General features: G+C 56.9%; 24 protein-coding genes. 19 read left to right on the plus strand and 5 right to left on the minus strand.

What is annotated here, in order from left to right:
* Positions 1–54 precede the first annotated feature (54 nt).
* From murQ to tadA, 4 genes are read left to right on the plus strand one after another with little or no spacing between them, the layout of a single operon-like run.
* The gene (gene murQ, locus USH94_RS00145) at positions 55–948 is read left to right on the plus strand and encodes an N-acetylmuramic acid 6-phosphate etherase (protein ID WP_111965129.1); all 894 of its coding nucleotides are present in this window, start codon (positions 55–57) and stop codon (positions 946–948) included.
* An 11-nt stretch (positions 949–959) separates the two neighbouring features.
* Complete coding sequence (locus tag USH94_RS00150) at positions 960–2,321, plus strand: PTS transporter subunit EIIC (RefSeq protein ID WP_111965130.1); 1,362 nt, start codon at positions 960–962, stop codon at positions 2,319–2,321.
* A 3-nt stretch (positions 2,322–2,324) separates the two neighbouring features.
* The gene (yfhb, locus tag USH94_RS00155; protein WP_039263757.1) at positions 2,325–2,960 is read left to right on the plus strand and encodes a phosphatidylglycerophosphatase C; all 636 of its coding nucleotides are present in this window, start codon (positions 2,325–2,327) and stop codon (positions 2,958–2,960) included.
* Positions 2,961–3,016: 56 nt separating this feature from the next.
* Positions 3,017–3,523 carry a tRNA adenosine(34) deaminase TadA gene (gene tadA, locus USH94_RS00160; RefSeq protein ID WP_220123739.1) on the plus strand — a complete coding sequence of 169 codons (507 nt, stop codon included), beginning with the start codon at positions 3,017–3,019 and terminating at the stop codon, positions 3,521–3,523.
* On the opposite strand, the gene mltF is transcribed toward tadA, so the two are convergent.
* On the minus strand, positions 3,411–4,961 hold the full coding sequence (mltF, locus tag USH94_RS00165) for a membrane-bound lytic murein transglycosylase MltF (protein WP_111965132.1): 1,551 nt from the start codon (positions 4,959–4,961) through the stop codon (positions 3,411–3,413). The genes tadA and mltF overlap by 113 nt on opposite strands.
* 267 nt (positions 4,962–5,228) lie before the next feature.
* On the opposite strand from mltF, the gene purL reads away from it, so the two are divergent.
* The 5 genes from purL (at position 5,229) to glnB (ending at position 13,562) form a co-directional block, all read left to right on the plus strand.
* Positions 5,229–9,116 carry a phosphoribosylformylglycinamidine synthase gene (gene purL / locus USH94_RS00170; RefSeq protein WP_111965134.1) on the plus strand — a complete coding sequence of 1,296 codons (3,888 nt, stop codon included), beginning with the start codon at positions 5,229–5,231 and terminating at the stop codon, positions 9,114–9,116.
* Between the two features lie 536 nt (positions 9,117–9,652).
* Positions 9,653–11,080, plus strand: a complete 1,428-nt coding sequence (qseE, locus tag USH94_RS00175; protein ID WP_111965135.1) for a two component system sensor histidine kinase QseE/GlrK — start codon at positions 9,653–9,655, stop codon at positions 11,078–11,080.
* 1 nt (position 11,081) lies between these two features.
* On the plus strand, positions 11,082–11,819 hold the full coding sequence (gene qseG / locus USH94_RS00180) for a two-component system QseEF-associated lipoprotein QseG (RefSeq protein ID WP_111965136.1): 738 nt from the start codon (positions 11,082–11,084) through the stop codon (positions 11,817–11,819).
* Positions 11,806–13,143 (plus strand): two-component system response regulator GlrR, encoded by a 1,338-nt coding sequence (gene glrR / locus USH94_RS00185; RefSeq protein ID WP_021241871.1) that lies wholly within the window; start codon positions 11,806–11,808, stop codon positions 13,141–13,143. The genes qseG and glrR overlap by 14 nt, the downstream gene beginning before the upstream one ends.
* Before the next feature lie 80 nt (positions 13,144–13,223).
* Positions 13,224–13,562 carry a nitrogen regulatory protein P-II gene (glnB, locus tag USH94_RS00190; protein WP_003860685.1) on the plus strand — a complete coding sequence of 113 codons (339 nt, stop codon included), beginning with the start codon at positions 13,224–13,226 and terminating at the stop codon, positions 13,560–13,562.
* 73 nt (positions 13,563–13,635) lie between these two features.
* On the opposite strand, the gene hmpA is transcribed toward glnB, so the two are convergent.
* Positions 13,636–14,826 carry an NO-inducible flavohemoprotein gene (gene hmpA, locus USH94_RS00195; RefSeq protein WP_111965137.1) on the minus strand — a complete coding sequence of 397 codons (1,191 nt, stop codon included), beginning with the start codon at positions 14,824–14,826 and terminating at the stop codon, positions 13,636–13,638.
* Between the two features lie 304 nt (positions 14,827–15,130).
* Here hmpA and glyA point away from each other — a divergent pair, with 304 nt between their 5' ends.
* On the plus strand, positions 15,131–16,384 hold the full coding sequence (gene glyA / locus USH94_RS00200; RefSeq protein WP_008502165.1) for a serine hydroxymethyltransferase: 1,254 nt from the start codon (positions 15,131–15,133) through the stop codon (positions 16,382–16,384).
* 54 nt (positions 16,385–16,438) lie between these two features.
* Here the strand turns inward: glyA and USH94_RS00205 are convergent, their stop codons facing one another.
* Entirely contained in the window at positions 16,439–16,861 is a 423-nt protein-coding gene (locus tag USH94_RS00205) for a DoxX family protein (protein ID WP_111965138.1), read from the minus strand.
* A 173-nt stretch (positions 16,862–17,034) separates the two neighbouring features.
* Between USH94_RS00205 and USH94_RS00210 the strand changes: the two genes are divergently transcribed.
* Positions 17,035–18,174: a 3-phenylpropionate MFS transporter gene (locus tag USH94_RS00210; protein ID WP_045908544.1), complete on the plus strand. Its 1,140-nt coding sequence runs from the start codon at positions 17,035–17,037 to the stop codon at positions 18,172–18,174.
* On the opposite strand, the gene csiE is transcribed toward USH94_RS00210, so the two are convergent.
* Positions 18,175–19,452 carry a stationary phase inducible protein CsiE gene (csiE, locus tag USH94_RS00215; RefSeq protein WP_111965139.1) on the minus strand — a complete coding sequence of 426 codons (1,278 nt, stop codon included), beginning with the start codon at positions 19,450–19,452 and terminating at the stop codon, positions 18,175–18,177. It abuts the gene before it with no gap.
* Between the two features lie 125 nt (positions 19,453–19,577).
* On the opposite strand from csiE, the gene USH94_RS00220 reads away from it, so the two are divergent.
* Both USH94_RS00220 and USH94_RS00225 read left to right on the plus strand, forming a co-directional pair.
* Positions 19,578–20,216 (plus strand): DUF1007 family protein, encoded by a 639-nt coding sequence (locus USH94_RS00220; protein ID WP_111965140.1) that lies wholly within the window; start codon positions 19,578–19,580, stop codon positions 20,214–20,216.
* Positions 20,207–21,187: a nickel/cobalt transporter gene (locus USH94_RS00225; protein WP_111965141.1), complete on the plus strand. Its 981-nt coding sequence runs from the start codon at positions 20,207–20,209 to the stop codon at positions 21,185–21,187. The genes USH94_RS00220 and USH94_RS00225 overlap by 10 nt, the downstream gene beginning before the upstream one ends.
* A gap of 40 nt (positions 21,188–21,227) precedes the next feature.
* On the opposite strand, the gene suhB is transcribed toward USH94_RS00225, so the two are convergent.
* Positions 21,228–22,031, minus strand: coding sequence for an inositol-1-monophosphatase (gene suhB / locus USH94_RS00230; protein WP_003860668.1), 804 nt, complete (start codon positions 22,029–22,031; stop codon positions 21,228–21,230).
* A 131-nt stretch (positions 22,032–22,162) separates the two neighbouring features.
* Here suhB and trmJ point away from each other — a divergent pair, with 131 nt between their 5' ends.
* From trmJ to hscB, 6 genes are all read left to right on the plus strand, one after another.
* Positions 22,163–22,888, plus strand: a complete 726-nt coding sequence (gene trmJ / locus USH94_RS00235; protein ID WP_111965142.1) for a tRNA (cytosine(32)/uridine(32)-2'-O)-methyltransferase TrmJ — start codon at positions 22,163–22,165, stop codon at positions 22,886–22,888.
* 216 nt (positions 22,889–23,104) lie between these two features.
* On the plus strand, positions 23,105–23,596 hold the full coding sequence (iscR, locus tag USH94_RS00240) for a Fe-S cluster assembly transcriptional regulator IscR (protein ID WP_045399615.1): 492 nt from the start codon (positions 23,105–23,107) through the stop codon (positions 23,594–23,596).
* A 119-nt stretch (positions 23,597–23,715) separates the two neighbouring features.
* Entirely contained in the window at positions 23,716–24,930 is a 1,215-nt protein-coding gene (gene iscS, locus USH94_RS00245; RefSeq protein WP_008502157.1) for a cysteine desulfurase, read from the plus strand.
* Between the two features lie 24 nt (positions 24,931–24,954).
* Entirely contained in the window at positions 24,955–25,341 is a 387-nt protein-coding gene (gene iscU / locus USH94_RS00250; protein ID WP_003860661.1) for a Fe-S cluster assembly scaffold IscU, read from the plus strand.
* A gap of 13 nt (positions 25,342–25,354) precedes the next feature.
* Positions 25,355–25,678 carry an iron-sulfur cluster assembly protein IscA gene (gene iscA, locus USH94_RS00255; protein WP_003860659.1) on the plus strand — a complete coding sequence of 108 codons (324 nt, stop codon included), beginning with the start codon at positions 25,355–25,357 and terminating at the stop codon, positions 25,676–25,678.
* Between the two features lie 79 nt (positions 25,679–25,757).
* The gene (gene hscB / locus USH94_RS00260) at positions 25,758–26,273 is read left to right on the plus strand and encodes a co-chaperone HscB (protein WP_111965143.1); all 516 of its coding nucleotides are present in this window, start codon (positions 25,758–25,760) and stop codon (positions 26,271–26,273) included.

The following is a 26,273-nucleotide window of genomic DNA, read 5'->3' on the forward strand; positions in this document are numbered from 1 at the left end:
TTATATTCCATTATAGTGTGATTATTATGAATTAAAAATTCTTGAGGTACAAAAATGAATCTTGGCTCACTTGTTTCTGAAACGCGTAACCCGCAAACCATGGATCTGGATGCGCTCTCCACCCTGGAGCTGGTTAACCGCTTTAATCAACAGGATACGCTGGTCGCGCAGGCAGTGAAAGAGACATTACCCGAGGTGGCGAAAGCGGTCGATGCGGCGGCGGAAGCCCTCAAGGCCGGCGGACGCATTATCTACATGGGGGCGGGGACCAGCGGGCGTCTTGGGGTTCTGGATGCGTCAGAATGTCCGCCCACCTTTGGGGTGCCGCATGGTCTGGTCGTTGGGTTAATTGCCGGTGGTCCCGGTGCGCTGCTGAAAGCCGTTGAAGGGGCGGAAGATAACAAACAGCTGGGCGAGGATGACCTGAAGGCGCTGAATCTGACGGAGAAGGATCTGGTGGTCGGTCTGGCGGCATCCGGGCGCACGCCGTACGTCATTGGCGGCCTGGAATACGCCAACCAGACCGGCTGCACGACGGTGGCCATCTCCTGTAATCCGGGCTCCCCGATTGCGCAGGTGGCCGCTATCGCTATCTCTCCGGTGGTCGGGCCGGAAGCGCTCACCGGCTCCACGCGCCTCAAGTCCGGGACCGCGCAAAAGCTGGTGCTCAATATGATCTCCACCGGCGCGATGGTGAAGTTCGGCAAGGTGTATCAGAACCTGATGGTGGATATGCAGGCCACCAACGTCAAGCTGGTGGACAGAGCCTGCCGCATGGTGATGGAGGCGACGGGCGCAGGCCGTGAAGAGGCCGAAGCGGTACTCAAACAAACCGATCATGATGTTAAACCTGCCATTCTGATGATTTTAAGCGGGCTGGATGCGGCGACCGCGAGAGCAAAACTCGATGCGCATAACGGCTTCTTACGGGCGGCATTAGAAAACTAACAGAGGCGTCTATGGACAAAACAGCAGCGCTCGCCAGCGATATCCTGCGGGGGATCGGCGGGGAAAAAAATATTCAGCGTCTCGAAAACTGCATGACGCGCGTGCGCGTCGAGGTGCATAACGACGACCAGCTTGACGTGCCGGGTCTGAAGCAGCTATCCGGCGTCAGCGGTTACGTGAAGCAGGGCCAGCAGCACCAGCTGATCGTCGGCCCAGGGAAAGCGGCGCAGGTTGTCGATGCTATGCGCGCGCTGATGGGCGTTAGCGCGAGCGTATCGATTGACGATACTGAGCGCACCAAAGCGCAGGCGAAAGCCAAATACAAAGCCCCCATGAGCGACGCGCTGCGACAGCTGGCCAACGTCTTTATTCCGCTGATCCCGGCGTTTATTGCCTCCGGCCTGATCACCGGGATCATCAATATCCTCAAGCGACCGGATATCGTGGGGGATTTCGCCACGCAGTATCCGAACCTGCTGGGGATTCTCGGGATCTTCGGCAGCGCGGTGTTCGCCATTATGAACATTCTGGTCGGGGTCAATACCGCGAAGGTGTTTGGCGGATCGCTGGCGATGGGCGGGGTGATGGCGGGCATTTTGTCCAGCCCGCAGCTGGCGCAGATTACGCTGTTTGGTGAGGCGCTTCAGCCGGGCCGCGGCGGGGTAATTGCGGTGCTGTTGGTGGTCATCCTGATGTGCTGGATCGAGAAAAGGCTGCGCGCGGTTTTGCCCGGCTCGATTGAGCTTATTCTCAACCCGCTGCTGACTACGCTGATTACCGGTAGCGTAGCGATTGTGGCCCTCCAGCCGTTAGGCGGGTGGATCTCTGAAGCCATCGCTCACGGTGCGTCTCTGGCGATTGACCGCGGCGGGCTGCTGGTTGGCGCTGTGCTTTCCGGTACCTTCCTGCCGCTGGTGCTGACCGGCCTGCACCAGGGGCTGGTGCCGATCCACGTCGAGCTGGTGCAGGCGCACGGCTATAACGCGCTGCTGCCTATCCTGTCGATGGCGGGCGTGGGGCAGGTCGGCGCGGCGATTGCCGTCCTGATGAAAACCCGCAACGCGCGTCTGAAGAAAATGATTAAAGGCGCGCTCCCGGTCGGCCTGCTCGGCATCGGCGAGCCGCTGATTTTCGGCGTTACGCTGCCGCTGGGTAAACCTTTCCTCGCGGCCTGTCTGGGGGGCGCGGTAGGCGGGGCGCTGATCAGCTACTGGAAAGTCGCCACCGTGATCACCTTTGGGCTTTCCGGTTTACCGCTGGCATTAACCATCGTGACCGGAAAAGTGATGCTCTATCTGTTAGGCTATTTAGTAGCGGTGATCGCCGGGTTCCTTTTTACCTGGCTATTAGGATTCAACGACCCAGAGGAGTAAGGTTTGGCAAATCACGCGCGTCGCGTTGTCTTTTTCGATCTGGATGGAACGCTGCATCAGCAGGATATGTTTGGTACGTTTATGCGTTACCTGCTGCGGCGTCAGCCTTTGAATGCGCTGCTCGTGCTACCGCTCTTACCCGTTATCGGTATCGCGCTGCTGGTGAAAGGCCGTGCGGCGCGATGGCCGATGAGTCTGTTGCTGTGGGGATGTACCTTTGGGCACAGCGAAGCGCGGCTCAAACAGCTCGAAAAGGATTTTGCGCACTGGTTTCGCGGTCACGTTGCGGCCTTTCCTGTTGTACAGGCGCGCCTGACCAGCTACCTCGACGCGAACGATGCCGACATCTGGCTGATTACAGGCTCCCCGCAGACGCTTGTGGAGCAGGTCTACTTTGATACCCCCTGGCTTCCGCGCGTGAATCTTATCGCCACGCAAATTGCCCGCGGTTACGGCGGCTGGGTGCTAACCCTGCGCTGTCTGGGGCATGAAAAAGTGGTCCAGCTGGAGAAACGCATCGGTACGCCGCTGCGCCTGTACAGCGGCTACAGCGACAGCAAACAGGACAACCCGCTGCTCTATTTTTGCCAGCATCGCTGGCGCGTCACGCCGTCAGGTGAACTCCAGCAACTCGAATAGTCTTATCCATAAGGGGTGTGTATAATGCCGCCGCTTTTCGACTGGAGAATCAACCGTTGTCCATCCCTGAATACAATCATGAATACTGGATGCGCCACGCGCTAACGCTCGCTCAGCGTGCCTGGGACGAGGGCGAAGTGCCCGTAGGCGCCGTGCTGGTCCACAATAACCAGGTGATTGGCGAAGGGTGGAACCGTCCGATTGGCCGCCACGACCCTACCGCGCACGCCGAAATTATGGCGCTTCGTCAGGGCGGTCTGGTGCTGCAAAACTATCGCCTGCTTGATACCACGCTGTATGTGACGCTGGAGCCGTGCGTGATGTGTTCCGGGGCGATGGTGCACAGCCGGATCGGGACTCTGGTTTTCGGGGCGCGGGATGAAAAAACCGGCGCGGCCGGCTCACTGATGGACGTGTTGGGGCACCCCGGAATGAACCACCAGGTGAAGACTATCGGCGGGGTGCTCGCACCAGAGTGTTCGGGGCTATTAAGTGATTTCTTTCGAATGCGCCGTCAGCAGAAAAAGCAGCAAAAGGCAGAATTGAAGCTGTTGGGCGATTAAGTTCGTCCGGCGCCACGACAGGGTAGCTTTGAGCCAGCCGTTTGGCCTCTGTCGCCTCTTTCTCTTTCTCCAGCAGATACCCGACCAGGCTAATCTGATATTTACGGATATTTTCCACGTAGGCGTAGGCTTCATGCCCGCGCGCGTAGCCGTATGTCAGTTTGTTATACCATGGCTTCTGGCTCAGCAGCGGCAGGCGCTGCTTTACGTCTGACCAGCTGTCCGGGTTGCCTTTCGTTTTGGCCGTTAATGCTCGCGCATCCAGCATATGCGCATAGCCCATATTGTAGGCCGCCAGCGCGAACCAGATCCGCTCCTCTTCCGGCACCGTTTCCGGTACTTTGGCCATCATATCCTGCAGATAACGCGCGCCGCCGCTGATGCTTTGTTCGGCATCGGTACGGTCATTCACGCCCAGGCTCAGCGCGGTATTTTTGGTTAACATCATCAAACCACGCACGCCAGTCGGGGACGTGGCCTGGGTATCCCAGTGGGATTCCTGATACGAAATAGCCGCCAGCAGTTTCCAGTCAATTTCCTGGGCGTATTTTTCGAACAGCGGCTGCAGGTCCGGCAGGACGCTGTCTACCGCGCGCAGGAAGCTGCGGGTGTCAACGTAGTCAAAGTCATCGCCGTGCCCGAGGTACTTCTCCTCCAGACGCGCCAGGGTACCGTCTTCATTGATGGTGTTGAAAAAATCAAGCATCGCGGCAGAGAAGGTCTGATCGTCATCAAGCTGGCTAAACCAGGTCACGGGCTGCTCGTCGGTAACGTCCAGCGCCACGGCGATTTCAGGGTGCACGCGCTGGAACAGGCTGATTGCGACCGAATCGGCAATGGTGTAGGGCACTTTCTGGTCTTTTACCTGCTCAAGCAGCTCCGTCGTGCCGAGTTTCGGATCCACCGTCCAGCTCAGGTCGGGATATTTTTTCTCTTTGAGCTCACGCAGGTCGTCAATCACCACGTGGCCGGGCGCAATCGTCAGCTGCCGATCGTTAATCGAAGCCAGCGAGCGCGGGCGCAGGCTCCCGACGCGGTAAACTAGCTGCTGCGAAACGGAATAGTAGGTCGGGCCCGGCTGGTAGTTCTTGCTGCGCTCGCTGTTATACACCAGTCCGGCGGCAAGCATGTCGGCATCGTCGTTATCGAGGTCGTCAAAAAGCTGATTTATATTCTGGCGGACGGTGATTTTAAGCTTCACGCCAAGATAATCGGCGAACTGTTGTGCCAGCTCATAATCCAGACCAATGATTTTGCCGTTGATGTCGCTGTAAATGAGCGGGGAGTTGAGGGTACTGACGCGCAATTCCCCCCGCTCCTGAATGGCGGCGATACGGTTTTCGGCTTTGCCGAACCAGGGGATAGAAGGCCAGAGGGCCACTGCCAACAGCAACGTTACAATGCCGATGAGCAGATAATTAATCTTTAATTTTTTCAATTAGTTAATTCTCTGCGACGCCGGTTGCCTCAGTTTGCTGTAGCCATGTTAATAATAAGGTTTGCCATTGAATGAGCGGCATTTTGCGTAAACTTGCGCCACTTGGCAACCAATTAGAGAGACAGGTCACATCTATTGTTAAACCTCTGGGCAAATTTTATTTCGACGCAAACGGTTTCGTCGGCGCTCAGGATTCTCTATAATGACGCCCGTTTTCCCCCCTTGCGCACACTGTAAGCGCCCCGGCGCTTCGAAGACGAGAGACTTATGATGGAAATTCTGCGTGGTTCGCCTGCACTGTCTGCCTTCCGTATCACTAAACTGCTGGCACGTTTTCAGGCGGCCGACCTTCCGGTAAGCAATATTTACGCTGAGTATGTCCATTTTGCTGACCTGAATGCCCCCCTGAATGCAGAGGAGCGCGTACAGCTGGAACGCCTGCTCAAGTATGGCCCAAGCCTCAGCAGCCATACGCCAACCGGCAAACTGATCCTTGCGACGCCGCGTCCGGGCACCATCTCCCCCTGGTCTTCCAAAGCCACCGACATCGCCCACAACTGTGGCCTGAGCCAGATTAACCGTCTGGAGCGCGGCGTGGCGTACTACGTGGAAGCCTCAACCCTGAGCGACGCGCAGTGGCAGGCGGTTGCGGCTGAGCTGCACGACCGCATGATGGAGAGCGTATTTGCCTCTCTCGATGACGCACAGAAGCTTTTCTCCCACCATCAGCCTGCGCCAGTACAGAGCGTGGACCTGCTGGGGCAGGGCCGTCAGGCACTGATCGACGCCAACCTGCGTCTCGGCCTGGCGCTGGCAGAAGACGAAATCGACTACCTGCAGGATGCGTTCGTTAAGCTCAACCGTAACCCGAACGACATCGAACTTTACATGTTCGCGCAGGCTAACTCTGAGCACTGCCGCCATAAGATTTTCAACGCCGACTGGATTATTGACGGCGAACAGCAGCCGAAGTCGCTGTTCAAAATGATCAAAAACACCATGGAGCAAACCCCTGACCACGTGCTGTCTGCCTATAAAGACAATGCCGCGGTGATGGAAGGCTCCGAGGTGGGCCGCTTCTTCGCCGATCGCGAAGCAGGGCGCTATGACTTCCATCAGGAGCCCGCGCATATCCTGATGAAGGTTGAAACCCACAACCACCCGACGGCGATCTCCCCGTGGCCGGGTGCGGCTACCGGCTCCGGCGGTGAAATCCGTGACGAAGGGGCGACTGGTCGTGGTGCAAAACCAAAAGCGGGTCTGGTCGGTTTCTCCGTCTCCAACCTGCGTATCCCGGGCTTTGAACAGCCGTGGGAAGAAGATTTCGGCAAGCCAGAGCGCATTGTAACCGCCCTGGATATCATGACCGAAGGTCCGCTGGGCGGCGCGGCGTTTAACAACGAGTTTGGCCGTCCGGCGCTGAACGGTTACTTCCGTACCTATGAAGAGAAAGTGGACAGCCACAACGGCGAAGAGCTGCGCGGCTACCACAAACCGATCATGCTGGCAGGCGGGATCGGCAACATCCGTGCCGATCACGTGCAGAAAGGCGAGATCGTCGTCGGCGCGAAGCTGATCGTACTCGGCGGCCCGGCGATGAACATCGGTCTGGGCGGCGGTGCGGCCTCTTCGATGGCCTCCGGCCAGTCTGATGCGGATCTCGACTTCGCGTCCGTGCAGCGTGACAACCCTGAGATGGAGCGCCGCTGCCAGGAAGTGATCGACCGCTGCTGGCAGCTGGGTGATGCCAACCCAATCCTCTTCATCCACGACGTGGGCGCGGGCGGCTTGTCCAACGCCATGCCGGAGCTGGTGAGCGACGGCGGCCGCGGCGGTCGCTTCAACCTGCGCGACATCCTGAGCGATGAACCGGGCATGAGCCCGCTGGAAATTTGGTGTAACGAATCCCAGGAGCGCTACGTGCTGGCCGTTGCGGCGGACCAGCTGCCGCTGTTTGACGAGCTGTGCCGCCGCGAGCGCGCGCCGTATGCCGTCATCGGTGAAGCGACCGAAGAGCAGCATCTCTCCTTGAGCGATACACATTTCGACAACCAGCCGATCGATCTGCCGCTCGACGTCCTGCTCGGTAAAACGCCGAAGATGACCCGCGACGTGCAGACCCGCAAGGCTGCGGGAAAAGCGCTGGATCGCCAGGGCATCACCGTGGCAGAAGCGGTTAACCGCGTGCTGCACCTGCCTGCTGTGGCAGAGAAAACCTTCCTGGTGACCATCGGCGACCGTACCGTGACCGGTATGGTATCCCGCGACCAGATGGTCGGCCCTTGGCAGATCCCGGTGGCGAACTGCGCCGTGACCACTGCGAGCCTCGACAGCTACTACGGCGAAGCGATGGCGCTGGGCGAACGCACCCCGGTGGCGCTGCTGGACTTCGCCGCCTCTGCCCGTCTGGCGGTCGGTGAAGCGCTGACCAACATCGCCGCGACGCAGATTGGCGATATCAAACGTATCAAGCTCTCCGCAAACTGGATGGCCGCAGCCGGCCACCCGGGCGAAGATGCTGGCCTGTATGAAGCCGTGAAGGCGGTGGGTGAGGAGCTGTGTCCAGCACTCGGCCTGACCATTCCGGTGGGTAAAGACTCCATGTCGATGAAAACCCGCTGGCAGGAAGGTAACGAGCAGCGCGAGATGACCTCTCCACTGTCGCTAGTGATCACCGCGTTTGCCCGCGTGGAAGACGTGCGTCACACCGTTACGCCGCAGCTGGCGACTGAAGATAACGCCCTGCTGCTGATTGACCTGGGTAAAGGCCACAACGCGCTGGGCGCCACCGCGCTGGCGCAGGTTTACCGTCAGCTTGGCGATAAGCCAGCCGACGTGCGCGACGTGGCGCAGCTGAAAGGCTTCTACGACGCGATTCAGGCGCTGGTGGCGCAGCGTAAGCTGCTGGCCTACCATGACCGTTCCGACGGCGGCCTGCTGGTGACCCTGGCAGAGATGGCCTTCACCGGCCACTGTGGCGTGGAAGCCAACATCGCTACGCTTGGCGAAGACCGTCTGGCTGCGCTGTTCAACGAAGAGCTGGGCGCCGTGATTCAGGTGCGTGCAGCGGATCGCGATGCGGTTGAAGCGATTCTGGCGAAGCACGGTCTGGCAGACTGCGTCCACTATCTGGGTAAAGCCGTTCAGGGCGACCGCTTCGTCATTGAAGCAGACGGCCATGCGGTGTTCAGCGAAAGCCGAACCACGCTGCGCATGTGGTGGGCGGAAACCACCTGGCAGATGCAGCGCCTGCGTGATAACCCTGAATGTGCCGATCAGGAGCACAACGCGAAGGCCAATGACCAGGATCCAGGCCTGAACGTGAAGCTCTCCTTCGACATTAACGAAGACATCGCTGCGCCGTACATTGCGACCGGCGCGCGTCCAAAAGTGGCGGTGCTGCGCGAGCAGGGCGTTAACTCCCACGTTGAGATGGCTGCGGCCTTCCACCGCGCGGGCTTTGACGCTATCGACGTCCACATGAGCGACCTGCTGGCCGGACGTACCGGTCTGGAAGATTTCCAGGCGCTGGTGGCGTGCGGCGGCTTCTCCTACGGCGACGTGCTGGGCGCAGGCGAAGGCTGGGCGAAATCCATTCTGTTCAACAGCCGCGTGCGCGACGAGTTCGAAACCTTCTTCCACCGTCCGCAGACCCTGGCGCTGGGCGTGTGTAACGGCTGCCAGATGATGTCTAACCTGCGTGAGCTGATCCCGGGCAGCGAAGCCTGGCCGCGCTTTGTGCGTAACCAGTCTGACCGCTTCGAAGCGCGCTTTAGCCTGGTGGAAGTGACCCAGAGCCCGTCTCTGCTGCTGCAGGGAATGGTCGGTTCACAGATGCCAATCGCCGTTTCCCATGGCGAAGGTCAGGTAGAAGTGCGTGATGCTGCGCATCTGGCTCAGCTGGAGAGCAAAGGCCTGGTGGCACTGCGCTTTGTCGATAACTTCGGCAAAGTCACGGAAAGCTACCCGGCTAACCCGAACGGCTCCGCCAACGGTATTACGGCGGTAACCAGCGAAAGCGGTCGCGCGACCATCATGATGCCGCACCCGGAACGCGTGTTCCGCACCGTGAGCAACTCCTGGCACCCGGAAAACTGGGGCGAGGACAGCCCATGGATGCGTATCTTCCGCAATGCGCGTAAGCAATTGGGTTAAGTTTTAGTCCCACATCCTTCCAGGCCCGGTAAGCGAAAGCTCAACCGGGCTTTTTTTTATTTGTGTCGCATAATTGCGACAGACCGGCAACTTAAGTGTCTCCAAAAAGAGACATTTAAGTTATTGATTTATATGTGGCAGGAAAGGTTTCCGTTAAGGTGTTGCTTAATAGCGACACTTAGCCTGAAAATCATTCAACCGATAATTAACAAGCTTAACGAGTAAAAACTTTATATTTCAATATGTTAATATTTTGTTTTGCATTCTGGCACGGGTGTTGCATAATATTAACCAGTGGCTCATTCACCTTCTTATGTCAGCCCCTTCGGGAAGCGCTACATAAACTTCGAATGACGCACAAAAAGGTGCCTGCCGTCCAACTACTGATCATAGCGATGCTTTATCAGGCCAGGGCGAAACGTCGAGTTAGGCACCGCCTCATTCCATGACAAAGCCGGGTTTTTACCCGGCTTTGTTGTATCTGAAGGGCAGACTCAGTTACGCTCTGCGTAAACCCCCATTAAGAGAGTAATGCGTTGAAACGCTGGCCCGTTTTCCCCCGCTCCTTGCGGCAGCTCGTCATGATGGCCTTCCTGCTGATTCTGCTGCCGCTGCTGATCCTTGCCTGGCAGGCGTGGCAAAGTCTGAACGCGCTGAGCGCGCAGGCGGCATTGACCAACCGCACGACGCTCATCGACGCCAGACGCAGTGAAGCGATGACCAACGCCGCACTGGAGATGGAGCGTAGCTATCGTCAGTATTGCGTGCTTGACGATCGAACGCTGGAAAAGGTTTATCAGAGTCAGCGCAAACGCTACAGCGAAATGCTGGACGCTCATGCGGGGGTTTTGCCTGACGACAGGCTGTATCAGGCGTTACGTCAGGATCTGAACGATCTCGCGCAACTGCAATGCAGTAACAGCGGCCCGGATGCGGCCGCCGCCGCACGCCTCGAAGCTTTTGCCAGTGCCAACACCGAGATGGTGCAGTCAACGCGTACGGTGATTTTCTCCCGCGGTCAGCAGCTTCAGCAGGAGATTGCCGAGCGCGGCCAGTTCTTCGGCTGGCAGGCGCTGGTGCTGTTCCTGGTGAGCCTCGGGCTGGTTCTGCTCTTTACCCGCATGATCATCGGCCCGGTGAAGGGGATCCAGCGGATGATCAACCGCCTGGGGGAGGGGAAATCGCTCGGGGATACGGTCGCCTTTAAAGGTCCTCGCGAGCTGCGATCCGTAGGCCAGCGCATTATCTGGCTGTCCGAGCGCCTGGCGTGGCTTGAATCACAGCGTCATCAGTTCCTGCGTCATATCTCCCATGAGCTTAAAACGCCGCTGGCCAGCATGCGCGAAGGGACGGAACTGCTGGCGGACGAAGTGGCTGGGCCGCTTACGCCCGAACAGAAAGAAATTGTCGAGATCCTGGATAACAGCAGCCGGAATCTACAGAAGCTGATTGAGCAACTGCTGGATTACAACCGCAAGCTGGCAGACGGGGCGGTCGTACTGGAAAACGTCGAAATTGAACCGCTGGTGGATATGGTGATATCCGCCCATAGCTTGCCAGCAAGAGCTAAAATGATGCATACCGGTGTAGAGCTGAATGCGCCGACCTGTCTGGCTGAACCCATGCTGCTAATGAGCGTACTGGATAATCTTTATTCCAATGCGGTGCACTATGGTACTGAATCCGGTAACATTTATATCCGAAGCTATACGAAGAGTTCCCGGGTGTTTATCGACGTCGCTAACACCGGCACCCCGATCCCCGATGACGAAAAATCCATGATCTTCGAGCCCTTTTTCCAGGGGAGTCATCAGCGGAAAGGTGCGGTGAAAGGAAGCGGTCTGGGCTTGAGCATTGCCCGGGACTGCATACGACGCATGCAGGGTGAGCTAAACATTGCCACGGACGAACGTTCGGATGTTTGCTTCCGTATTGAACTGCCCCTGAGCCGGAAAAATCAATAAAATGAATCTATGTCTGGTGAGTATGTCACACGTTTTTTCCCGCGCCGTACGCGCGGTGTTTTCCCGCCGCACGCTTCGCCTGAGCCTGCCCTGTTTATTTCTGGCAGGGTGTGTTTCCCATGTGCCGCAAAGTGCCATTACTGATAAACAAGAAGATAAATGGCCCGATAACCAGCTGGCCGATTTCCTCTCGACCCGCTGCGAAGACATCTGGAACCTGTCAGGGCATGACGTCGAAAGCAACCCGCTGTTCTGGCTGCGTGGAATAGATTGCGCCCAGCGTCTGGCGCCGGTAGACGCCCGCTCGAAGGCGGCGATGCTGGATGACGAAACCTGGCAGGACGCTTTCAAGCGCGGCATTTTGCTGGCTGATGCCAAAATCACCCCCGTCGAACGCCGCGTCAATGTAACCCGACTGGACACGTTTGTGGTCAATCTACCCGTACAGGTACGTCCGGTATACCAGCTCTGGCGCGATGGCCAGACGCTACAGCTTCAGCTTTCTGAAGAGCGCTCCCGCTACAGCAAGCTGCAACAGTCAACCGACAGCGAGCTTGATACGCTGCGTCAGCAGCAGCAACATTTACGAACCCAGCTGGATACCACGACGCGTAAGCTGGAGAACCTGACCGATATCGAAAGACAGCTCTCTTCGCGTAAATATCAGCCGGGGAGTTCATCCGCTGCGCCGGACAGCGATACGCCGAAACAAGAGGACGTGAAGCATGACGAGCCGTAAACCAGCCCATCTCTTACTGGTGGATGACGATCCCGGGCTATTAAAGCTGCTGGGGATGCGTCTGGTGAGTGAGGGCTACAGCGTCGTGACTGCGGAAAGCGGGCTGGAGGGGCTGAAAATTCTCAGCCGCGAGAAAATCGATCTGGTGATAAGCGACCTGCGGATGGATGAAATGGATGGCCTGCAGCTGTTCGCGGAGATCCAGAAGCAGCAGCCGGGTATGCCCGTGATTATCCTGACCGCGCACGGGTCGATCCCGGATGCGGTTGCCGCGACGCAGCAGGGAGTATTCAGCTTCCTGACCAAGCCGGTGGACAAAGACGCGCTTTATAAGGCTATCGACAGCGCGCTGGAACATGCCGCCCCGGCGGGGGATGAAGCGTGGCGGGAGTCTATCGTCACCCGCAGCCCCGTGATGCTGCGCCTGCTAGAGCAGGCGAGGATGGTGGCGCAGTCTGACGTCAGCGTGCTCATCAACGGCCAGAGCGGAACCGGGAAAGAGATCCTGGCGCAGGCGATCCATAACGCCAGCCCGCGCAGCAAGAACGCTTTTATTGCGATTAACTGTGGCGCGCTCCCGGAGCAGCTGCTTGAATCGGAACTGTTTGGTCACGCCCGAGGCGCATTCACCGGGGCGGTAAGCAGCCGGGAAGGGCTATTCCAGGCCGCGGAAGGCGGCACGCTGTTCCTGGACGAGATTGGTGACATGCCCGCGCCGCTGCAGGTCAAGCTGCTGCGCGTGCTGCAGGAGCGCAAAGTGCGCCCGCTGGGCAGCAACCGCGATATCGATATTAACGTGCGAATTATTTCGGCGACCCACCGCGATCTGCCAAAAGTGATGGCCCGCAACGAGTTTCGCGAAGATCTCTACTACCGTCTGAACGTGGTTAACCTGAAGATCCCTGCGCTTGCGGAACGTGCGGAAGACATTCCGCTGCTGGCGAACCATCTTTTGCGCCAGGCGGCCGACCGCCATAAACCGTTCGTGCGCGCGTTTTCCACCGATGCGATGAAGCGGCTGATGGCCGCAAGCTGGCCGGGTAACGTGCGTCAACTGGTGAACGTGATTGAGCAGTGCGTGGCGCTGACCTCGTCACCGGTGATCAGCGACGCGCTGGTGGAGCAGGCGCTGGAAGGGGAAAACACGGCTCTGCCGACGTTTGCAGAAGCGCGCAATCAGTTCGAACTGAACTATCTGCGCAAGCTATTGCAGATCACTAAAGGCAACGTGACCCACGCGGCGCGCATGGCCGGACGCAACCGTACCGAATTCTACAAGCTGCTGTCACGTCATGAGCTTGAAGCGAACGATTTTAAAGAGTAGTACCGCAAAATTCGCTTGAATATGATACTGTGAGCAATCGATTACGAGGCAGCTTACAGGCAAGAGTTTAAGGACCCACCATGAAAAAGATTGATGCGATTATTAAACCTTTCAAACTGGATGATGTGCGTGAAGCGCTGGCGGAAGTCGGCATCACCGGGATGACCGTGACGGAAGTGAAAGGTTTTGGTCGTCAGAAGGGCCACACCGAGCTTTACCGTGGCGCAGAGTACATGGTCGACTTTCTGCCGAAAGTAAAAATTGAAATCGTGGTCAGCGACGATATCGTCGATACCTGTGTGGACACCATTATCCGCACGGCGCAGACCGGCAAGATTGGCGACGGTAAAATCTTCGTCTTCGACGTGGCGCGCGTGATCCGTATCCGTACCGGCGAAGAAGACGACGCGGCGATTTAAATATTTTCCAGGCCGGGTAAGGCACCGCCGCCATCCGACGAAAAAAAGCCCCTCAAACGAGGGGCTTTTTGCTTTACAGCACCTTATGCGGCCCGAAGCATTCGTAATGAATGTTGTCCTTGTTCACGCCCAGCTCAACCAGCTGCTTCGCGGCATACTGCATAAACGCCACCGGTCCACAGACGTAGAACTGCATCTCCGGTGCGCTGAATAGGCCTTCGTGCTGGCTAAGATTCATCAGACCTTCGCTGTCAAAGCGGGCAGCTGCGCGGTCAGCTTCCGTCGGCAGGCGATACCAGGTGTGCGCGGTGAAGCGCGGCAGGGAGGCCCTGAGCGTTTTCACCTCATCCGCAAAAGCGTGCACGTCGCCGTTTTCGGCTGCATGGAACCAGTTTACCTGCGCCCCGTGGTGTGATCTTGCCAGCGTATCGAGCATCGCCAGCATCGGCGTTTGGCCGACGCCCGCAGAGATCAGCGTGACCGGCGTATTGGTGTCAACGGCCATAAAGAAATCGCCCGCCGGCGCGGCCAGATGGACCACGTCGCCCACGTTAGCTTCGTTGTGCAGCCAGCTGGAAACCTGACCGCCGTCCTCACGCTTCACCGCAATGCGGTAGCCTTTGCCGTTTGGCTTGCGGGTAAGGGAATACTGGCGGATCTCCTGATGCGGGAATCCTTCAGGCTTCAGCCACACGCCCAGATACTGCCCTGGCTGGTAATCGGCCACCGGTTGACCGTCCACCGGCTCAAATTCGAAGCTGGTGATTAATGCGCTGCGCGGCGTTTTCTCAACGATGCGGAACGCTCGCGTGCCTTTCCAGCCGCCGTTCTTGCTGGCGTTTTCGCTGTAGATCTGCGCTTCACGGTTGATAAACACGTTTGCCAGTACCCCGTAGGCTTTACCCCACGCGTCCAGCACCTCCTGACCCGGGCTGAACATCTCGTCCAGGGTTGCCAGCAGGTGTCCGCCCACGATGTTGTACTGTTCAGGTTGGATCTGGAAGCTGGTATGTTTCTGCGCGATTTTTTCCACCGCAGGCAGCAATGCTGGCAGGTTTTCAATATTGCTGGCGTAGGCCGCGATGGCGTTGAACAGCGCTTCACCCTGATCGCCGTTACGCTGGTTGCTCATGTTGAAAATTTCTTTGAGCTCCGGGTTGTGCGTGAACATGCGATCGTAGAAATGGGCGGTGAGTTTAGGGCCAGTTTCCACCAGCAGGGGAATGGTGGCCTTTACGGTAGCGATGGTTTGAGCGTCGAGCATAGCTGCTTCCTTCCGATGTGACTTTAATGATGTATTTTAAATGCATCTTATAAAAAATACCCCTGCGTTGTAAATGGTTCTTTGCAAGATGAAAAATATGCATCACAAACCTGAAAAGAAATCCGCTGGAAAGGGCGAGAGCTTTATTCCTCAAACCCTTGCGTGGCGGGTAGGAAAACGTTTGCGTAAAATCGTTTGTCAAGACCTGTTATCACAGAACTAATCAGTTATACTGTTGCCCGTCGTCCAACAGGACTGCCTTTTCAGGCCAAAATTTACTTGTTAGCTGAGTCAGGAGATGCGGATGTTAAAGCGTGAAATGAACATTGCCGATTATGATGCCGAACTGTGGCAGGCTATGGAGCAGGAAAAAGTACGTCAGGAAGAGCACATCGAACTGATCGCCTCCGAAAACTACACCAGCCCGCGCGTTATGCAGGCGCAGGGTTCTCAGCTGACCAATAAATACGCTGAAGGTTACCCGGGCAAACGCTATTACGGCGGTTGCGAGTACGTTGATATCGTTGAGCAGCTGGCTATCGATCGTGCGAAAGAACTTTTTGGCGCTGACTATGCAAACGTGCAGCCGCACTCTGGCTCTCAGGCTAACTTCGCGGTCTACACCGCGCTGCTGCAGCCGGGCGATACCGTTCTGGGTATGAACCTGGCGCAGGGCGGCCACCTGACTCACGGCTCCCCGGTTAACTTCTCCGGCAAACTGTACAACATCATCCCTTACGGTATTGATGAGTCCGGTAAAATTGACTACGAAGACATGGCGAAGCAGGCTAAAGAGCACAAGCCGAAGATGATCATCGGTGGCTTCTCTGCTTACTCCGGTATCGTTGACTGGGCAAAAATGCGTGAAATCGCAGACAGCATCGGTGCTTACCTGTTCGTTGACATGGCGCACGTTGCGGGTCTGATCGCTGCAGGCGTTTACCCGAACCCGGTTCCACACGCTCACGTTGTGACCACCACCACCCACAAAACCCTGGCGGGTCCACGCGGTGGCCTGATCCTGGCGAAAGGCGGTGACGAAGAGCTGTACAAAAAACTGAACTCCGCGGTGTTCCCAAGCGCGCAGGGTGGCCCACTGATGCACGTTATCGCGGCAAAAGCGGTCGCGCTGAAAGAAGCGATGGAGCCAGAGTTCAAGGTTTACCAGCAGCAGGTTGCTAAGAACGCCAAAGCGATGGTGGAAGTGTTCCTTAACCGTGGCTACAAAGTGGTATCCGGCGGTACTGAAAACCACCTGTTCCTGCTGGATCTGGTTGATAAGAACCTGACCGGTAAAGAAGCTGACGCTGCCCTGGGCCGCGCCAACATTACCGTGAACAAAAACAGCGTGCCAAACGATCCGAAGAGCCCGTTTGTGACCTCCGGTATCCGTATCGGTTCTCCGGCCGTAACTCGCCGCGGCTTTAAAGAAGCGGAAGTGAAAGAGCTGGCAGGCTGGATGTGTGACGTTCTGGACAACATCAATGACGAAGCGGTTATCGAGCGCGTCAAAGGTAAAGTTCTGGATATCTGCGCACGCTTCCCGGTCTACGCATAATTCCTCTGCCCTGCAGAAATAAAAAAGGCCGCGCTTGCGGCCTTTTTTTATGGCTTAACGCCGGTCCAGGGAAATAGCCCCCGGCCCAACAATGGCCAGCAAAATAAAGGCGCCAGCAATACTGACGTTCTTATAGAAGTTAATCATATTCGGCACGACCGCATCACCGGTCATATCCCAGTAATGGTGACCGATAATCGCCGTGCCCAGGGTATAGAACACAAACATTACCGCGAGAGGACGGGTGAAAAAGCCCAGTACGATCAGAATGGCGGCAGGCACTTCCATCACTACCGCAATAATGGCCGCCAGCATGGGCATCGGCGTTCCCAGCGAGGTCATGTATTGTACGGTGCCGCTAAACCCCGTCAGTTTTGGATAACCAAAGATAATAAACAGCACGACAAGCGCGATGCGGCCAATGAGCAGCAGCAGGTGACGTGACTGGCCGAAATCGAGATAACGTAGTGAGTTCATGGCAGAAAAACCTCTGCAAGTGGAGTAATTTAAACGTAATACATATTTTCATTCCCTGCCATAAGCCAGACGATTGCACAAGATGTTAAATTTTCGTTAATTTATAGCAGGCTATCTACTTGCTTAATTTTTATATTCTCGCCAGACTATGGCCTCGATTTCGGGAGGGATTCATGGTCTTGCATTCCACGCGCTGGCTGGCGCTCAGTTATTTCACCTATTTCTTTAGCTACGGCATTTTTCTGCCTTTCTGGAGCGTCTGGCTTAAGGGTATCGGCCTGACGCCCGAGACCATCGGCGTCCTGCTCGGGGCAGGGCTGGTGGCGCGTTTCCTCGGCAGCCTGCTGATTGCCCCGCGCGTCAGCGATCCCTCCTTACTGATCAAGGCCGTGCGCATTCTTGCTCTGCTGACGCTGGTCTTTGTTGCCTGCTTCTGGGTTAGCCACCAGTTTGCCTGGCTGATGGTGGTGATGGTCGGCTTTAACCTGTTCTTCTCGCCGCTGGTACCGCTGACGGATGCCCTGGCGAACACCTGGCAAAAGCAGATCACCATGGACTATGGACGCGTGCGCCTGTGGGGCTCTATCGCCTTTGTGATTGGCTCTGCGCTGGTGGGGAAACTGGTCAGCCTTTACGATTACCGCGCCATTCTTGCCCTGCTGAGTATCGGTATTGCCTCGATGCTGCTGGGCATGCTGCTGCGACCGTCGGTGATGCCGCAAGGGGAAAGTCGCCATCAGGAGAGCGCGGGCTGGCCCGCGTGGCGGAGCCTGGTTGCACAGAGCTGGCGTTTTCTGGCGTGTGTCTGTCTGCTTCAGGGGGCACATGCGGCGTACTATGGCTTCAGCGCCATCTACTGGCAGGGAGCGGGATATTCTGCTTCTGCAGTGGGCTATCTTTGGTCGCTGGGCGTGGTGGCCGAAGTCATTATTTTCGCCCTGAGCAAGAAGCTGTTTCGACGCTTTGGCGCACGTGACCTGCTGCTGCTTTCCGCCGTGTGCGGCGTGGCGCGCTGGGGGATTATGGGCTGGACAACCGATCTGCCGTGGCTGATTGTGGCGCAAATTCTTCACTGCGGTACCTTTACCGTGTGCCATCTGGCGGCCATGCGCTATATCGCAGCGCGCGAGGGCGGAGACGTTATTCGTCTGCAGGCCGTCTATTCTGCGGTAGCCATGGGGGGCAGTATCGCGATCATGACGGTCTTTGCGGGGTTCCTTTACCAGCACCTGGGGCATGGCGTGTTCTGGGTAATGGCGCTGGTGGCGCTACCGGCAATGTTTGTTCGACCGAAAGTGGCCGCACGCGCGTAACTACGATTCCAGCATGGCGCGAATATGTTCTTGCTGCTGCGCGTTCAGTGTCTCAACGGCATGGATCAGCGGTGGCGAGAACAGCGGCAGGGCCGTGGGGTAGGGGGTGATAACCAGCGCGGCTTCACGCGGCGCCCCCTCTTTCTGAAAGGCCTGCAGCGTCAGATAGCGAATGTTGAGCGGCAGCAGCGTCAGCTCGCGAAGCTGCTGTTCAATCAGGTCCTCACTGGCTTTATCGTCTCCCGTCAGCAGGATCACCTGTTTTTCGTGCAGATCGGTCTCCTGCATCAGCCAGGCACCGAAAATCACAGCCACCAGACTCATCTCTTCATCGGAAAAACGCAGCCCAAACTCCGCTTCCAGCTCAAACAGCGCTTCCTTCGTGGTGCGTAACAGCCGGGGATAGAGACGGTGGATCTCCTCCGGCAGGTTATTGTCGATGCCGATCTCAAACAGCGAGCGGTCCAGCGCCTGAGCAAGGTGGATATACAGCTGATCGGTGAGCCCTTGCTCATCGCTGAAGTTCATCCCGGTCTGCGAGCGAAAGCGGGCGACCATGCGTACGATGGCCCGGCGCAAACGCTGATCCTGCTGGTGTTTATCGAGCACCGGGTCGGGCGTGCGGAGCATCATAAACAGCAGCGCCAGAAACAGCTGTTCATCCCCGTGGGCACCCTGCGGGACGCGCCGTCTCCAGTGGCGCACGATCTCCTGCGCTGTAAAATACTCCCCTCTTGACTGGGTCCAGCTGCGCTGAACGTGAGAAAACTGCGGCGTATTCCCGAGCTGGTGCTGAATAAGGCAGTATTGCAGATAGAGCTGTAAAAACTGGACGTCGCGGCATTCAAACTGGCGCTGCAGCTTGCGAGAGCAGAAGCCGATCAGCGCCCGCAGGTTCGCATCGTCGTAAAGCGGACGCGCGATGCCGTGTTGTTTAAGCGCGGTTTTTAATGCGGGGGTAAACTGGTGCGAGACAAACTGCGGGCAAAGCCGCAGCGCACGGCGCAGCCAGTGCAGCAGGCATAAACGCTGATTCAGGGCTGTGCCTTCAATCCGGTAGCTGCCGTCGTGGTGCGTGACGATATCCAGCCGGTGATAGCGCTGGATTTCATCGCGCGTCTCGGCTATATCTTGCCGTGCCATCGCGTCGTCCACGCCGTTGGCAGCAATTATGCTCTGTGCGGTGACGGCAGCATCGGGCAGGTAAAGCATCAAAAGCACCTGGCAGCGGCGCTGCGAACTGGAAAGCACAGATGGAATTTCAAGCGTCGTCATCATCTGTCGGGTATCCAGTGTGAATGTTTGATAAGAATAGCTAAAGGATGAACGCTGAAAAGCGCGCCGGCAGGCCTTTCATTCAGGATTGCTGGGGAACATCACAGAATTTTTGACGTGAGGAATTGATGCAAACAGTTAAACAAAGTGCGATGGCGTTATTTTTGGCGGTTATCAGCTTCACCGCCAGCGCACACCCTCACAGTTTTATTGACCTCCAGACCGAGCTGGTCACCGACGGCACGCAGCTCAGCGGCCTGAAAATGCGCTGGACGATGGATGAAATCACCTCGGCCGATCTGCTCTATGATGCGGGAAACGCGAAGCCCTGTGACGAAATCTGGAAAAAGCTGGCGGCAGAAGTGATGGCTAACGTGCTCGGCCAGCACTATTTCACCGAGTTCTGGCATAACGGGCAAAAGGTCAAATTTCTGAACCGACCCACGGAATACGGGATGACGCGCGACGGGCACCAGGCGGTGCTGACGTTCGTGCTCCCGCTGGCGCACCCTCAGCCGCTGGCGGGGCAAACGTATCGCTTTTCCACCTTTGACCCTACCTATTATGTCGACATGCGCTATGACAAAGACAGCGACGTGCGGCTGCCGGACGCGCTGCAAAAAAGCTGCAAAATCGGCGTTCATACCCCGAAGCCCAGCGAAAAGACGCTGAACTTTGCGGTCTCTCTCGACAAGGAAGATGCCCCGCCTGAGGACATGGAATTGGGTAAACAGTTCGCGCAGGAGGTGACGTTACAATGTCAGTGATCTCTTCTCCGGTTCGAAAACAGCGCCGCTGGCTGCACCTCTGGCCGCTGGCGATCTTTTTGCTGTTCGCCGTTTGCGGCGCGATGTGGCTGTGGCAGGCCTGGCCGCAGGTCATGATGAAAAGCATTATCTGGCAGCGTGAGGTCAACCAGCAGATGAGCGGTCTGCTGAAGGCGGTGGCGGAGAATCCGACAAAGGCGGGCGGTTCCCTGCTGGCGTTCAGCTTTATCTATGGCGTGCTGCACGCGCTGGGGCCGGGGCACGGCAAAATTGTCATCACAACCTGGCTCGCCACGCATCCGTCAAAGCTGAAATCAAGTATCGGCCTGACGCTGGCCTCCTCGCTGCTTCAGGGCGGCGTGGCGATAGCGCTAGTCGTGGTCGTCCTTTCGCTGTTACAGCTTCCCGCGCGCCAGCTGCACATGAGCAGTTTCTGGCTTGAGAAGGGGAGCTACGCGCTGGTGGGCGTGCTGGGGCTGATCCTGTGCTGGCGGGCGCTGAAAAAGCTGCGTGCGCTGCTGCGAAAGCCAACGTTCAAATCCTTTACGCCGCACCACGTTCATGATGAAAACTGCGGTTGCGGGCATCAGCATTTGCCCACGCAGGAACAGTTGCAGAACGGCGACGACTGGCGTGCGCGGCTGATGATTGTTCTCTCGATGGGCATGCGTCCGTGCTCGGGTGCCATCATGGTGCTGCTGTTCAGTAAGGTGATTGGCGTGTTCGGCTGGGGCATGCTGTCCGCGCTGGCGATGGCGGCAGGAACCTCTCTCACTATTTCGTCTTTAGCGCTGTTGGTACACAGCTTCCGTCAGCTGGCGGTCAAACTCAGCGGCAATAAAACGCCGGTGCTGTGGCGACAGGTAGGGTGGACCACGCTTGCGCTGGCGGGCGGGGTCATTCTGTTGGTGGCGGCGGTAACCATGTGGATGAGTGCGGTGCCGGTGGGAAGGGGATTACGGCCGTTTTAGTTGGGATCCCCTCTCCCACAGGGAGAGGGGATTACCGGGATTAACGCTTCAGCGCATCGCTCAGTTCATCACGCATGTTTGCCAGCATGGCTTTAACAACGCGTGGGTTACCCGCAACGATGTTGCCGGTAGACATATAGTTATGGCCGCCGGTGAAGTCACACACGATGGCGCCTGCTTCACGTGCGATCAGCTCGCCCGCTGCAAAATCCCATGGCTTCAGTGAGAGTTCGAAGTAACCGTCAACGCGGCCGGTTGCCACGTAGGCCAGATCCAGCGCAGCAGAACCGGTGCGACGGAAGTCCGCGCATTCGGTGAACAGTTTGCCCAGGATATTCATGTAGGTGGTCGCGTGCTGTTTCGCCTTGAACGGGAAACCGGTCGCCAGAATGGTGCCGTCCAGATCGCGTGCGTTGCTGCAGCGCAGACGGTAGCCGTTCAGCTGTGCGCCCTGACCGCGGGTCGCGGTGAACAGTTCGTTACGCATTGGATCATACACAACGGCGACTTCAGTACGGCCTTTAATGCGTACTGCGATAGACACAGAGAAGTGTGGCAGGCGTTTAACGAAGTTGGTGGTGCCATCCAGTGGATCGATAACCCATTGAACATCCTGATCGGTACCTTCATGTTCACCGCTTTCTTCGGTGATGATGGTGTGCTGTGGGTAAGATTTGCGGATCGTTTCGATAATAATCGCTTCTGCGGCTTTATCGACGTTAGTCACGAAATCATTGCTGCCTTTCTGGCTGGTTTCTACGGAGTCTGGCGTTTCGTAGTGTTTGGCAATTACATTACCCGCCTTGCGCGCTGCGCGCACGGCGATGGTCAGCATCGGATGCATCGGTCTCTCTCACTGGATGTTAAAGAACAGGAAAATCGGCGCAGAGTATAGCAGCGGGATCGGATTATGTCTCCCGTTTATGATAATATGCCCGAATATTCTTCAGACACTGAATTCAGACATTAAAAATTATGCTGCAAAACATTCGAATTGTGCTGGTCGAAACATCGCATACCGGCAACATGGGCTCCGTTGCCCGCGCTATGAAAACCATGGGCTTAACGAACCTGTGGCTGGTTAACCCGCTGGTGAAGCCTGACTCTCAGGCGATTGCTCTGGCGGCCGGTGCCAGCGACGTAATCGGCAATGCCCAGATCGTCGATACCCTTGACGAAGCGCTGGCCGGCTGCAGCCTCGTTGTCGGTACCAGCGCGCGTTCACGCACGCTGCCGTGGCCAATGCTCGATCCGCGTGAATGCGGCCTGAAAAGTGTCTCGGAAGCAGCACAGGCACCGGTTGCGCTGGTGTTTGGCCGCGAGCGCGTAGGCTTGACTAACGACGAGCTGCAGAAGTGTCATTATCACGTCGCGATTGCGGCAAACCCGGAGTACAGCTCGCTAAACCTGGCGATGGCGGTGCAGGTTATCGCTTACGAAGTACGAATGGCGTGGCTGGCGACGCAGGAGAAAGAGGTCGAGCCAAAAGAAGAGACGGCTTACCCGCTGGTGGATGACCTTGAGCGCTTCTACGGTCATCTGGAGCAGACGCTGCTCTCAACCGGCTTTATTCGCGAAGGCCACCCGGGGCAGGTGATGAACAAGCTGCGCCGTCTGTTTACCCGCGCGCGTCCGGAAAGTCAGGAGCTGAACATCCTGCGCGGGATTCTTGCGTCGATTGAGCAGAAGAATAAAGAGTAGTGTCGATTTCCTCCTCTCCCTGTGGGAGAAGGGCGGGGTGAGGGCATCAGCCCGCACCTGGGTTATGAAGGCACAGAAGGTTAAATACCTGACTAAAACAGTCAAGTAAATAGTTGACCATTTTAGTCAGGAATGTCAGACTTGGCCCTGCTATGCAATACCCCCATTTTACAATAAAAAACCCCGGGCAGGGGCGAGTTTGAGGTTAAGTAAGACATGAGACTGACATCTAAAGGGCGTTATGCCGTGACCGCGATGCTGGACGTTGCGCTCAACTCCGAAGCGGGCCCGGTTCCGTTGGCTGATATTTCTGAACGACAAGGGATCTCCCTCTCTTACCTGGAACAGCTGTTCTCCAGACTGCGTAAAAATGGACTGGTTTCCAGCGTTCGTGGCCCAGGCGGCGGTTATCTGCTGGGTAAAGACGCGGGCAGTATTGCAGTTGGCGAAGTGATCAGCGCAGTTGACGAATCCGTTGACGCGACCCGTTGCCAGGGTAAAGGCGGCTGCCAGGGCGGCGATAAGTGCCTGACCCACGCGCTGTGGCGCGATCTGAGCGACCGTTTGACCGGCTTCCTCAACAACATCACCCTCGGTGAGCTGGTGAATAACCAGGAAGTTCTGGACGTATCGGGCCGTCAGCACGGCCATGATTCCCAACGCAGCACCCGCGCGCAGGACGCTATCGACGTCAAACTGCGCGCGTAATAAAACGATAAGTATTTCAGAATCAGGCCGGGGCGAAGACTCGCCCCGTGTACTCGGTCGTACATCCAGCCGGTTGCCTGATTCCTTGCATTGAAGCGATGTACGGAGTTTATAGAGCAATGAAATTACCGATTTATCTCGACTACTCCGCAACCACGCCGGTGGACCCGCGTGTTGCCGAGAAAATGATGCAGTGTCTGACCCTGGACGGAAACTTTGGTAACCCAGCTTCCCGTTCACACCGTTTTGGCTGGCATGCTGAAGAGGCGGTTGATATCGCCCGTAATCAGATTGCTGACCTGGTCGGTGCCGACCCGCGTGAAATTGTTTTCACCTCCGGCGCGACCGAATCCGACAACCTGGCGATCAAAGGTGCAGCCAACTTTTATCAGAAAAAAGGCAAGCACATCATCACCAGCAAAACCGAACACAAAGCCGTGCTGGACACCTGCCGTCAGCTGGAGCGTGAAGGGTACGAAGTCACCTATCTGGCGCCACAGAGCAACGGCATTATCGATCTGAAAGAGCTCGAAGCGGCCATGCGTGATGACACCATTCTGGTCTCCATCATGCACGTTAACAACGAAATCGGCGTCGTGCAGGACATCGCGACCATCGGCGAAATGTGCCGCGCGCGCGGTATCATCTATCATGTGGACGCGACTCAGAGCGTGGGCAAACTGCCTATCGACCTGAGCCAGCTGAAAGTGGACCTGATGTCCTTCTCCGGCCACAAAATCTATGGTCCGAAAGGGATCGGCGCGCTGTACGTTCGTCGTAAACCACGTATCCGCATCGAAGCACAGATGCACGGCGGCGGTCACGAGCGCGGCATGCGTTCCGGTACGCTGCCTGTTCATCAGATCGTGGGCATGGGCGAAGCCTACCGCATTGCAAAAGAAGAGATGGAAACCGAGATGGCACGCCTGCGCACGCTGCGTAACCGTCTGTGGGATGGCGTGAAAGATATGGAAGAAGTGTATCTGAACGGCGATCTCGAGCAGGGCGCACCGAACATCCTCAACGTCAGCTTCAACTATGTTGAAGGCGAATCGCTGATCATGGCGCTTAAAGACCTGGCGGTTTCTTCCGGTTCTGCCTGTACCTCTGCAAGCCTTGAGCCATCCTACGTGCTGCGTGCGCTGGGTATGACTGACGAGCTGGCACACAGTTCTATCCGTTTCTCTTTAGGTCGTTTCACTACCGAAGAAGAGATTGACTACACCATCAAGCTGGTTCGCAACTCCATTGGCCGTCTGCGCGACCTTTCTCCACTGTGGGAAATGTTCAAGCAGGGCGTGGATCTGAACAGCATTGAATGGTCACATCACTAATCGGTACATAAGGAGAATTCAATCATGGCATACAGCGAAAAAGTCATCGATCATTACGAAAACCCACGCAACGTTGGCTCTTTTGACAACAGCGACGAATCTGTTGGAAGCGGCATGGTCGGTGCGCCAGCGTGTGGCGACGTGATGAAGTTGCAGATTAAAGTCAACAATGAAGGTATCATTGAAGACGCGCGCTTCAAGACCTACGGCTGCGGTTCTGCAATTGCGTCCAGCTCCCTGGTTACCGAATGGGTTAAGGGCAAGTCTCTGGACGAAGCACAGGCAATTAAGAACACGGATATTGCTGAAGAACTCGAACTGCCACCGGTGAAAATTCACTGTTCAATTCTGGCAGAAGACGCGATCAAAGCCGCCATTGCGGATTACAAAAGCAAACGTGAAGCAAAATAATTGAGGTTTGAGTATGTCGATTACCCTTAGCGACAGCGCTGCCGCGCGAGTAAGCTCTTTTCTGGCGAACCGTGGTAAAGGCTTTGGCCTGCGACTGGGCGTACGTACCTCCGGCTGTTCTGGTATGGCTTACGTACTGGAGTTTGTTGACGAACCGGCGTCTGACGACACCGTGTTTGAAGACAAGGGCGTGAAGGTGGTGGTCGATGGCAAAAGCCTGCAATTCCTCAACGGCACTCAGCTGGACTTCGTTAAAGAAGGCCTGAACGAAGGGTTTAAATTCACGAACCCGAACGTCAAAGACGAGTGTGGTTGCGGCGAAAGCTTCCACGTTTAACCGCGCGTCATCCGAAACCCCACCGTGGCGTACCCGCTGCGCGTGGGGTTTGTTCTAACAGGCTACCCCTGAGATTGTTATGGATTACTTCACTCTCTTCGGACTACCCGCTCAATACCCGATCGATCTCCAGGCGTTGACGATCCGCTTTCAGGATCTGCAGCGTCAGTACCATCCGGACAAATTCGCGAGCGGTACTCAGGCAGAGCAGCTGGCTGCGGTTTCCCACTCTGCCACCATCAACCAGGCCTGGCAGACGCTGCGTCACCCGCTGGCGCGCGCTGAATATCTGCTCTCGCTCAACGGTTTTGATCTGGCGAGCGAACAGCACACCGTGCGCGACACGGCGTTTCTGATGGAGCAGCTGGAGCTTCGCGAAGAGCTCGATGAAATTGAACAGGCCAAAGACGAAGCGCGTCTGGAAAGCTTTATCACGCGCGTGAAGGGCATGTTCGATACCCGCCATCAGCAGATGGTGGAGCAACTGAACAACGAGACCTGGGACGTGGCGGCAGACACTGTGCGCAAACTCCGTTTTCTCGATAAACTGCGAAGCAGTGCTGAACAACTCGAAGAAAAGCTGCTCGATTTTTAA

The sequence above is a fragment of the Enterobacter sp. 148H3 genome (genome assembly GCF_034107425.1).
In the GTDB taxonomy this organism is placed as follows: Bacteria; Pseudomonadota; Gammaproteobacteria; order Enterobacterales; family Enterobacteriaceae; genus Enterobacter; species Enterobacter vonholyi.